Annotated in this window: 9 protein-coding genes; 7 read left to right on the top strand and 2 right to left on the bottom strand. The window is 69.0% G+C overall.

Annotated features, from left to right (window positions below; all coding sequences use genetic code 11):
- Window positions 1–28: 28 nt before the first annotated feature.
- Together ftsA and ftsZ are read left to right on the top strand one after the other, a co-directional pair.
- Window positions 29–1258 (top strand): cell division protein FtsA, encoded by a 1230-nt coding sequence (gene ftsA / locus ASE28_RS08670; RefSeq protein ID WP_057200162.1) that lies wholly within the window; start codon window positions 29–31, stop codon window positions 1256–1258.
- A gap of 154 nt (window positions 1259–1412) precedes the next feature.
- Window positions 1413–2672, top strand: coding sequence for a cell division protein FtsZ (ftsZ, locus tag ASE28_RS08665; RefSeq protein WP_057266252.1), 1260 nt, complete (start codon window positions 1413–1415; stop codon window positions 2670–2672).
- An 86-nt stretch (window positions 2673–2758) separates the two neighbouring features.
- Here ftsZ and ASE28_RS08660 read toward each other — a convergent pair whose 3' ends face one another.
- Together ASE28_RS08660 and ASE28_RS08655 are read right to left on the bottom strand one after the other, a co-directional pair.
- Window positions 2759–4612, bottom strand: coding sequence for an ATP-binding protein (locus tag ASE28_RS08660; RefSeq protein ID WP_057266250.1), 1854 nt, complete (start codon window positions 4610–4612; stop codon window positions 2759–2761).
- A 13-nt stretch (window positions 4613–4625) separates the two neighbouring features.
- Window positions 4626–5321 (bottom strand): response regulator transcription factor, encoded by a 696-nt coding sequence (locus tag ASE28_RS08655; protein WP_057266248.1) that lies wholly within the window; start codon window positions 5319–5321, stop codon window positions 4626–4628.
- A 296-nt stretch (window positions 5322–5617) separates the two neighbouring features.
- Here ASE28_RS08655 and ASE28_RS08650 point away from each other — a divergent pair, with 296 nt between their 5' ends.
- From ASE28_RS08650 to ASE28_RS08630, 5 genes are all read left to right on the top strand, one after another.
- The gene (locus ASE28_RS08650; protein WP_057266246.1) at window positions 5618–5980 is read left to right on the top strand and encodes a hypothetical protein; all 363 of its coding nucleotides are present in this window, start codon (window positions 5618–5620) and stop codon (window positions 5978–5980) included.
- A 60-nt stretch (window positions 5981–6040) separates the two neighbouring features.
- On the top strand, window positions 6041–6865 hold the full coding sequence (locus tag ASE28_RS08645) for a hypothetical protein (RefSeq protein WP_057266244.1): 825 nt from the start codon (window positions 6041–6043) through the stop codon (window positions 6863–6865).
- A gap of 91 nt (window positions 6866–6956) precedes the next feature.
- The gene (locus ASE28_RS08640; protein ID WP_057200168.1) at window positions 6957–8567 is read left to right on the top strand and encodes a DUF4384 domain-containing protein; all 1611 of its coding nucleotides are present in this window, start codon (window positions 6957–6959) and stop codon (window positions 8565–8567) included.
- Window positions 8564–9157, top strand: coding sequence for a sigma-70 family RNA polymerase sigma factor (locus ASE28_RS08635; RefSeq protein ID WP_082607996.1), 594 nt, complete (start codon window positions 8564–8566; stop codon window positions 9155–9157). The genes ASE28_RS08640 and ASE28_RS08635 overlap by 4 nt, the downstream gene beginning before the upstream one ends.
- Window positions 9154–9888 (top strand): anti-sigma factor domain-containing protein, encoded by a 735-nt coding sequence (locus ASE28_RS08630; protein ID WP_057266237.1) that lies wholly within the window; start codon window positions 9154–9156, stop codon window positions 9886–9888. Before ASE28_RS08635 ends, ASE28_RS08630 begins: the two co-directional genes overlap by 4 nt.
- The last annotated feature ends 49 nt before the right edge of the window (window positions 9889–9937 follow it).

Here is a 9937-nt window from a genome sequence, read left to right as displayed (position 1 = left end):
ACAGAACAACGAAGGGCAGTGACTGAATATGGCTAGAGAATACAAAGACGTGGTGGTCGGCCTGGACATCGGCACAGCCAAGATCATGGCGGTGGTGGCCGAAGTCCTGCCCAATGGCGAGCTCAAGCTCGCAGGCCTGGGCGTGGCCCCGAGCAATGGCTTGAAGCGTGGCGTGGTGGTCAACATCGACGCCACGGTGCAGAGCATCCAGCAGGCGCTCAAGGAGGCAGAGCTGATGGCCGACTGCAAGATCCAGCGCGTGTACACCGGCATCACCGGCAGCCACATTCGCGGCCTCAATTCCAGCGGCATGGTGGCCGTCAAGGACAAGGAAGTCACCTCGGCCGACGTGGCCCGCGTGGTGGAGACGGCCAAGGCCATCAACATCTCGTCCGACCAGCGCTTGCTGCTGGTGGAGCCGCAGGAGTTCGTGATCGACGGGCAGGACGTCAAGGAGCCCATCGGCATGAGCGGCATCCGCCTGGAGGCCAAGATCCACATCGTGACCGGTGCCCAGAGCGCGGCCGAGAACATCATCAAGTGCGTGCGCCGCTGCGGGCTGGAGGTCGAGCAACTGCTGCTCAACCCGCTCGCATCGAGCCAGGCCGTGCTGACCGACGACGAGCGCGAGCTCGGCGTGGTGGTGGTCGACATCGGTGCCGGCACGACTGACGTGGCCATCTTCACCGGGGGCGCCATCCGCCACACGGCGGTGATACCGATCGCGGGCGACCTGATCACCAGCGACATCGCCATGGCGCTGCGCACGCCAACGAAGGATGCCGAGGACATCAAGGTCGAGAGCGGCTACGCCAAGCAGCTGCTGGCCGACCCCGAGAGCCAGGTGGAAGTGCCAGGCCTCGGTGACCGCAGCCCCCGCATGCTGAGCAAGCAGGCCCTGGCCGGCGTGATCGAGCCGCGGGTGGAGGAGATTTTCTCGCTGGTGCAGCAGGTGATCCGCGAGTCGGGCTATGAAGAAGTGCTGTCCTCGGGCATCGTGCTCACGGGCGGCAGTGCCGTCATGCCCGGCATGATCGAACTCGGGGAAGACATCTTCCTCAAGCCCGTGCGCCGCGGCATCCCCAAGTATTCGAGCGCGCTGTCGGACATGGTGGCCCAGCCCCGTGCGTCGACCGTGATGGGCCTGCTCGAAGAGGCGCGCCTGGCGCGCCTGCGCGGCTTCAAGGTGGCCCAGAAGAGCGGCTCCATGAAAACCGCGTTCGGCCGGTTCAAGGACTTCATCGTGGGGAACTTTTGATGACCATGAACCAGTGCCACCGATTTGCGCGCGCAGGCCCACGAATGCCCGGCGGGCGATGGCGATGCACAGGACCGCCATGCCGCCCGCGCCACCAGACAACACCGAACCCCATTTTGCAATTGCGTACGAAGACAGAACCAGGAGCTCCAACATGTCCATCGAAATGATCGAAGCCGAAACTTTCAACCAGGGCACCCAGATCAAGGTGATCGGCGTGGGCGGCGGCGGCAGCAACGCCGTCGAGCACATGATCGCCCGCAGTGTGCAGGGCGTGGAATTCGTCTGTGCCAATACCGATGCGCAGGCCCTCACGCGCAGCTCCGCGCACAGCGTGATCCAGCTCGGTGCCAGCGGCCTGGGCGCCGGCAGCAAGCCCGACAAGGGCCGTGACGCAGCCGAAGCCGCAGCCGAGGACATCCGCGCGGCCATCGACGGCGCGCACATGCTGTTCATCACCGCCGGCATGGGCGGCGGCACGGGCACGGGCGCAGCGCCCGTGATCGCGCGCATCGCCAAGGAAATGGGCATCCTCACCGTGGGCGTGGTCACCAAGCCCTTCGACTGGGAGGGCGGGCGCCGCATGACCAACGCCGACAACGGCCTGGCCGAACTCGAAGCCAACGTCGATTCGCTGATCGTCGTGCTCAATGAGAAGCTGCTGGAAGTGCTGGGCGACGACATCACCCAGGACGAAGCCTTCGCGCACGCCAACGACGTGCTCAAGAACGCCGTGGGCGGCATTGCCGAAATCATCAACGAGTACGGCCAGGTGAACGTCGACTTCGAAGACGTGCGCACCGTGATGGGCGAGCCCGGCAAGGCCATGATGGGCACGGCCACGGCCAGCGGCCCCGACCGCGCCCGCATCGCAGCCGAGCAGGCCATCGCCTGCCCGCTGCTCGAAGGCATCGACCTGTCGGGTGCCAAGGGTGTGCTGGTGCTGGTCACGGCCAGCAAGGGCAGCCTCAAGCTGTCCGAGTCGCGCCTGGCGATGAACACCATCAACGCCTACGCGTCCAAGGATGCGCACGTGATCTTTGGCGCCGCCTACGACGACACCCTGGGCGACGAGATCCGTGTGACCGTGGTCGCGACCGGCCTGTCGCGCCAGAACGCCCGCCGCCAGCCCATCTCGGTGGTGCAGGGCGGCCTGCGCACCGGCACCGACAACATGGCCTACCAGATCCCCGTGGCAGGCGTTGCCGGTGCGATGGGCAGTGCCATGGGCGTGCCCTCGGGCCAGACCGGCCATGGCGGCAGCAGCAGCTCGCAGGCCGACTACGGCAGCATGTCGGTGCCCAGCGTGTGGCGCACCAACCGCACGCAGGCCGCCGCCCGCGTGGACGCGCTGTCCTCGGGCGGCATGGACGACCTGGAAATCCCGGCCTTCCTGCGCAAGCAGGCGGATTGATGGAGTAGGGGGCCGTCAGGTCCTGACTCTTCAGGGGGCCTTCGGGCCCCTTTTTCATGGCCGATGGCCGGGGATTGCCGAGGGTATCAGGCCTGTGCAGGTGCAGGCGCGCCCAGCGGCAAGGACAGGCACACCGTGGTGCCCGCGTCGCCTTCCTGGCGCAGCTCCAGCACGGCACCGATCAGGGCGGCGCGTTCGTGCATGGTGCGCAGGCCATTGCCGCAGGCGCCGTCCTGCCTGCCCACGCCGTTGTCGCGCAGGTGGATGGTGATGGCCTGGCCGTCGGCGCGGGCGGTCAGTGCCAGCTGCCGCGCGTGGGCGTGTTGCAGCACGTTGGAGATGGCCTCGAACACGATGTACTGCAGGTGGCGCATGGCCTCCTCGCTGCTGTCGGGCCACAGGGGCAGCAGCTCCACGTCCCACAGCAGCTCCAGACCCGAATCGCGGATGCGCTGCTCCAGGCGGAAACGCAGGCTGGCCAGCAGTGCGTTGACGTCGCCGTTGGGCAAGGACATCGCGTCCACCGACAGGCGCAACTGGTCCAGCGACTCGCGCAGCGTCTGCATCACCTCGGCCTGCGATGCCACCCCGCCTTCGAGCTGGCGCATGGCCGTGATCAGGTGGGCGCCCGCGCCGTCGTGCATGTCGCGCAGGATGCGTGCGCGCTCCTCGGACTTGGCGCTGATGCGCTCGAGCTTGCGCAGCGCCTGGTGCTGCTCGGCCAGCTTCTCCTCGCGCTGCAGAACGCGCTGCTCCAGCGACGCCGTGAGGTTGATCAGCGCATTGCGCGCCTGCTGAAAGCGTTGCCCCACGATGGCCAGCACGGCCACGCCAGCGAAGGCGGCTGCCCATTGCGTCCAGCCGCCGTCCATGTACTGTGCAGGCGCCAGGCGTGCGGCCGCGATGTCGCGCACCAGGGCCGCCCAGCAGACACCGAGGGCCACCAGCATCCACAGCCGCGGGCTGTCGCGGGTGAGCCTGCACTCCCAGCCCAGCCGCAGGACCAGTGCGGCCCAGGCCACGACCAGCACGACGGTCCAGCCCAGCACCCAGTCGGCACCGCCGGCTACAGCAAAAGGGCACAGCACGAAGATCGCTGACGCGACATACAGCTCTGCCCGTGGCCGGGGCCCCCAGACGGTGCGCGTGAGCCAGTAGGTGGCAAGGCAGCCGGTCCAGAACAGGCCCTGAACGGCCTGGAACCAGGCGGGCCAGGCCAGAAAGATCTCCTCCAGCCAGGCTGCGGTGACGCGGCAGGCCCATGCCAGCTCGCACAGCGCCGCAAACGCATACAGCGCCTGGCGCTGCTGCCACCACAGCAGCAGGCAGAAGATGCCCACCACCAGGCTGAACAGCGAGACCGCGCGCGGCAGCGTCACGCGCTGCCACTCCAGCGCGTGCCAGGTGCCCTGCAGCGCCGCCTCCGGCCCGAACTGCACGGACGAGATGCCGGCGCGCCGCAGATAGTCCGCACGGATGTGGATCTCCAGCACGTTGTGCGCCTGCAGCAGCGTGCCCGGCAGCCGGATCCACAGCGGGCGCCGGCCGGTCCAGCCGTCGTTGGGCAGCAGCAGTTCGCCGCCAGTGGCCAGTTCCATCCCGTTGAGCGAGATGCGGTAGGCATTGCCCAGCCGGGGGATCAGAAGGGCCTGGGGCTGCAGCCGCTGTGCATCCATGGCGTCGAAGCGCAGCGTGGCAGTGGCCCAGCCGGCCTTGCGCCGGTGCAGCACGTCCCAGTGCAGCGGAAGTGTGTGGGCCGTCGTGGTCTGGGCGGCGCTCTGGCGCAGGCGCACCGTCAGTTCGGCGTCGCGCAGCACCTGCACGCCCGGGGGCGGCGCAGCGTCCTGCGCCAGCGCCGGCAGAACCTGCAGGCTCCAAAGGACCAGGCCGCACAGCAGGTGGCCGATGAACGACGCGGGCAGGCCGAGGGTGCGCTGCATGGCCGGTGAACTGTCAGGGGGCGCGACGGTGGCGGTCCAGCAGGCCCATGCGGCTGGCCTCGAAGACCGCTTCGCCACGCGAGTGCACGGCCAGCTTGCTGTACAGGTTCTTGATGTGGCTTTGCACCGTGTGCTTGGAGATGTCCTGCAGGCGCGCGATCTCAGCGTACGAGTAGCCGCGCGCGATCAGCTCCAGCACGTCCGACTCGCGCGGCGTGAGTTCCAGGCTGGGCAGTGCCGGGTCCACGGGCTGGGGCTGGGGTTCCTCGCGCGCGCCCCGCTGGCGCAGCCGGGCCAGCAGCTTGCGCGCGATCATGGGCGAGATGGGCGACTCGCCGTGCTTCACGCCGACGATGATCCGGCCCACGTCCGCCGGGGTGGAGTCCTTCTGTATGTAGCCCACGGCACCGGCCTCCACGCAGGCGATCACGGTGTCCTCGTCGCCGAAGACCGACACCACCAGCACCTCGCACGCCGGCTGCGTGCGCACCACGTGCTGCAGCAGTGCCAGGCCATGGCCATCGGGCAGCGCCAGATCGGTCAGCAGCACGTCGGCAGGGTGCTCGTCCAGCCAGCGGCGCGCAGGCGCCAGCATGCCGAAGGAAGCGGCCAGCTCCAGATCTGGGTGGGCGGTGACGCAGCCTTCGAAGAATCTGCGCATCTCGGCATCGTCCTCTATCAGTACGACGCGCCAGCGGGGTGTGCTCATGGATGGCAGGGTAGGGAGGTCGGCGGGGGTGCGTCGCGCCATCTTAGCGCCCGCCTGCGCCGCGTCATCCCATCTTCGCGGCGGCGCCCCTCCCATGTTCATGGGGTGCGGGCAAAGCGCGCGGAACCTACGATTTTCCCGGTGCTGCAGGAGCCACAGGGCCTCGGCATGGATGCAGGTCGAGATCAGGAAAAAAAGTTTCTGCCCCCTGCATCCAAACGCTGCACCGCGCCGTTCCACAAGCAGGACGCCATGTGGCGCTCTTCAACCGGACCTACCGAGATACAGGAACCAACATGAAACAGCTCAAGTACTTCGCACCCGCACTGCTCCTGGGCCTGGCCACGCTGACCGCGCAGGCGCAGCCCGTCTTTCAGCAGGGCGTGCTCACCGACGCCGCCGGCCGCACGGTCTACACCTTCGACAAGGACGCTGCTGGCAAGAGCAACTGCAGCGGCGGCTGTCTGGCCGCATGGCCGGCCTTTGCAGCCAAGGCCGGTGCCAAGGCCGAGGGCGACTTCGGCGTCATCGAGGCCGGTGGTGCGCGCCAGTGGAGCTTCAAGGGCAAGCCCCTGTACTACTACGCCAGCGATGCCAAGGCCGGCGACCGCCTGGGCGACGGCATGGGCGGCGCATGGCACGTGGTGCCCAAGCCCTGACCTGTTCCCACCCAAGGCCTTTCACCGATTGCACTCCCCCATTTCCCGAAGGACACCCCCATGAAGTTCTCTTCCATCGCCATCGCCTGCCTCACCCTGGCCGGTGCCGCCGTTTCCACCTCCGCCTGGGCTGACAAGGCCTCCCTGCTGCGCGCCACCGGCAACGTGCCCGAGCGCGCTGAATGCCCCGCCAACACCGAGGTCAACCGCGCCGGCGGCGTGCTCAAGTGCAGCGTCACCCTGGTGTTCGAGCGCGGCTCGATCTGCCCGCCTGCCAACAAACCCAACTACGTGACCATCCAGATGGCGGGCGCCGACAAATGCCTGCCCGCCGTGACGGGTGACGTGGCCAGCGTGCCGTCGGCCATGAACCCGGTGGTCGGCCCGCCCAAGCTCAAGGGCCAGTCGGGTCTGCCGGGCGACATCATGGGCTACCTGACTGCCGTCGGTCCGGCCGCGCTGCTCGGGCCTGACGAAGGGCGCTACCAACGCGTCGTCAACGCCGGTGGTGCCGACAAATTCGTAGCCGAGAAGATCGTTCACCTGTGGCCCGCGAGCTATCCGGTGCACTACACCCTGGGCAAGAACCCGACCAACGGCGTGAGCTGCCCCAATGGCTACACCGACGTCACCGGCCGCAGCCAGGACAGCCTGGGCTGCGAAAGGATCGAGAAGAAAAAGCCCATGTGCCAGAACGTCAACGGCATTGGCTGGCGCCTGGAGGTCAAGCGCGGTGAAGACCGCTGCCAGGGCCCCACCGAAGGCCCGACCAAGCCCGAGGGCGAGCATGCCGGCCCCGGCAATGACTGGGACCTGGACACCGACGCCGTCGGCAACGAGGACCGCTGGGTGCGCGTTTCCTACACCCGCCCCGTAGGCCGCTGACATCCCGCACCAGCCCGCGCTGTGCGTGCACCGGCTTGGGTGCGCACCGCGGGCTGGCCTGTGCACGCCCATCCCCTTTGCCGAGATTGCCATGACCTTCAACCACTCCCCCGTGCACAGCCGTGCACGCCGCGCAGCCGCTGCGGCCGCCGTGCTGGCCCTGGCGGCGGCTCTGGCCGGCTGTGCCGGCGCACCCGACCGTGCCGCCCTCAACGAGGTGCGCGCCCAGGCCAACCCGACGGACAAGGCGCAGCGCACCATCACCAACTTCACGCCCGCGCTGCGCTGCATGGACGAGATGATGTTCGATATGGGCACGCGCGACGTGACCATGATGATGGAGGAGTTTCGCGACGCCACGCAGAAGGTGCCCATCTCGGCGCGCGACATGCTGACCTCGGCCGTGTCGGACATGACGCGGCGCTCGCGCGGGGTGCGCCTGTCGGTCTTCGGCAGCGACCAGCAGAACCTGGCCCAGGTGCTGGCGCAGGCGCAGCGCACCAGCGCCTTCGGTGTGGTGCCGGCCTACAACATCCGCGGCACGGTGAGCCAGCTCGACGAATCGGTGCTCAAGAACGGCAGCTCCTTTGGCGCCACGCTGGCGCAATCGGTGTTCGGCGTGCGCTTCGGCAGCGAGACCAAGTTCTCGGTGCTTGGCCTGGACGCCGCCGTGGTGGAGACTGCGAGCATGACGCTGTTGCCCGGTGTGTCGTCCAAGAACACCACCGTGCTGGCCAGCCGCGACGCGAGCGCGGCCGATGGCCAGGCGCAACTGGTCAACCCCGGCATCGGCGTGGTGTTCTCGTTCTCGACCTCGCGCGCCGACGGCCCCTCGCAGGCGGCGCGCAACATGGTCGAGCTGGCCGCCGTGGAACTGGTGGGCAAGCTGCTTCGCGCGCCCTACTGGCAGTGCCTGGGCACCACCGACAGTGATGCCGAGGTGCAGCGCGAGCTGGCCGACTGGTTCCTGTCCATGGACGAGGCCGAACGCATCGCCTTCTACAAGGAGCGCATGCGCGAGCGGCGCTACTACGACGGCGCCATCGACGACCAGGCCGACGCCGCCTTTGCCACGGCGCTGCGCAGCTACCGCCAGGCGCTCGGCCTGCCTGCCCAGGGCGCGTTGGACGAGGGTTTTTTTCGCTCCTTCGTGCTCGCCAAGGTGCCACGCGGCCCGCTGAAGGCGCTGCCGCGCAATGCCTCCACGCGCGCATCGGGCGCCGCATTGGCCGCCGTGCCCGCCGCAGCACCAGCCCCCGGCGACGCCAGCGCAACTGCGGCCCCGCCACCGCCTGCACCCGCTGCGGCGCCCGAGGTTGCGGCCCTGGCCGTGGCGTTGGGTGCACCGCAGCGCGGCAGCGCCAGCCTGGACATCGCGGTGCTGCGCCCTGGCTATGTGTACTGCTACTCGCAAGACCCGGTGACGCGGCGCATCCAGCGCATCTTTCCCAACCGCTTCACGCGCGACCCGCGCATGGTGCCGGGCAAGCCGCAGCGCCTGCCGGGTAACGAGCGCTTCGTGCTCAACCCCGCAGCCGAATACGCCTGCCTGCATGCGCCGAGCGAGGTCTATGGCGACCTGCCGCCGCCGCTGCGCTGGGGTGACTTCGAGGACATCCGCGTAGGCACGTTCGACGAGATCCGTGCCGGTTTCGCACAGGCTTCGGGCATGCCCGTGCAGCTCTTCGCGGTGCCACGATGACTGGCGCTGCATTGCCCGCCGATGGGCTGCCCGACGCCGTGGCGCAGCTGCTGTCGCGCGTGGTGCTGCGCGACACATCGGCCTTCCAGCGCCTGTACCAGCTGGTGGCCAGCCGCCTGCTGGCGGTGGCCGTGCGCGTGGTGCAGGACCGCGCCCTGGCCGAAGACGTGCTGCAGGAGGTCTTCGTGCACCTGTGGAACCGGCCGCAGACCGGTGCGCCGGGGCAGGCGCTGAGCCTGTCGTGGCTGTGCGTGGTCACACGCAACCGCGCCATCGACGCACTGCGCAAGCGCCGCCCCGAAACGCCGCTGCACTGGCGCGATGCCGATGGCGAGGAACAGGTGCACGATGCCGCAGCCGAAGGCGGCTCGCCGCTGGAGCTGCTGCTGGCCGAGGAAGACGGCTCGCGCCTGGGGCGCTGCATGGGCCAGATCGACAGCGAACCGCGCAGCGCGCTGCTGCTGGTCTACTACGAAGGGCTCACCCATGCCGAGCTGGCCCAGCGCCTGGCCCGCCCCCTGGGCACGGTCAAGGCCTGGATGCGCCGCAGCCTGGCGCGCCTGCGCGACTGCATGGAGTCCTGCGCATGAAATGGCACCAGAACCCCCGGCTCGTGGACCTGCTGGCAGGCGAGTACGCCCTGGGCACGCTGCAGGGGGGCGCCCGCCGCCGCTTCAAGAAGCTGCTCGCGCGGCGGCCCGATCTGGCCGAAGCCGTGGCGCGCTGGAACGAGCGCATGGCGCCCGCGCTGCTGGCCCTGCCACCCCAGGCGCCGGCACCCGCTACCTGGCGCGCCATTGAGCAGCGCCTGGGGTTTCCTGCCCCTGGGGTGCGGGTGCCGTGGTGGAAACGGTTGTTGCAGCCAGCCCCGGCGGGCGCCTTGGCGCTGGGCCTGATGGTGGGGGTGCTGCTGCCGTCGCTCTGGCAGGCGCAGCACGGCGGGCCTGATGCACCGGCCTCCACCCAATTGCCCGAAAGCTATGTGGGGGTGCTGGGCCTGGCCGACGGGCGCCCAGGGCTCATCGTCTCCAGCCTGCGGCAGGGCCGCACGGTGGACATCAAGCGCGTGGCCGCAGTGCCGGTGCCTGCCGGCCAGGTGCTGTACCTGTGGTCGCTGGATGCGGCGGGCAAGGCCAGCCCCGTGGCGCCGCTGCCGCAAGGGGCCTTCGTGCACCTGCAACTGGGCGCCTCGTCTGAAACCGTGTTTGCCAAGGCGGTGGAGCTGGCGGTGAGCGTGGAGCCAGAGGGCAGCAGCCCCGCAATACCCTCCAGTGCCTATGTGTATCGGGGCCTTTGCGGGAAACTGTGGCGGGTGCCGTAAGGCTTGCCATGGTCTTGCGGCGAGCAGGGACGGGCCCGCCCTTTTACAA

It is taken from the genome of Acidovorax sp. Root219 (genome assembly GCF_001428665.1).
Lineage (GTDB): Bacteria > Pseudomonadota > Gammaproteobacteria > Burkholderiales > Burkholderiaceae_C > Acidovorax.
The sequence above is the reverse complement of the archived record's forward strand: the minus strand, read 5'-3'. Positions and strand labels throughout refer to the sequence as shown.

Coding starts and splice junctions, on each gene's coding strand:
- ftsA (WP_057200162.1), top strand. CDS start 29: ATGGCTAGAGAATACAAAGACGTGGTGGTCGGCCTGGACATCGGCACA.
- ftsZ (WP_057266252.1), top strand. CDS start 1,413: ATGTCCATCGAAATGATCGAAGCCGAAACTTTCAACCAGGGCACCCAG.
- ASE28_RS08660 (WP_057266250.1), bottom strand. CDS start 4,612: ATGCAGCGCACCCTCGGCCTGCCCGCGTCGTTCATCGGCCACCTGCTG.
- ASE28_RS08655 (WP_057266248.1), bottom strand. CDS start 5,321: ATGAGCACACCCCGCTGGCGCGTCGTACTGATAGAGGACGATGCCGAG.
- ASE28_RS08650 (WP_057266246.1), top strand. CDS start 5,618: ATGAAACAGCTCAAGTACTTCGCACCCGCACTGCTCCTGGGCCTGGCC.
- ASE28_RS08645 (WP_057266244.1), top strand. CDS start 6,041: ATGAAGTTCTCTTCCATCGCCATCGCCTGCCTCACCCTGGCCGGTGCC.
- ASE28_RS08640 (WP_057200168.1), top strand. CDS start 6,957: ATGACCTTCAACCACTCCCCCGTGCACAGCCGTGCACGCCGCGCAGCC.
- ASE28_RS08635 (WP_082607996.1), top strand. CDS start 8,564: ATGACTGGCGCTGCATTGCCCGCCGATGGGCTGCCCGACGCCGTGGCG.
- ASE28_RS08630 (WP_057266237.1), top strand. CDS start 9,154: ATGAAATGGCACCAGAACCCCCGGCTCGTGGACCTGCTGGCAGGCGAG.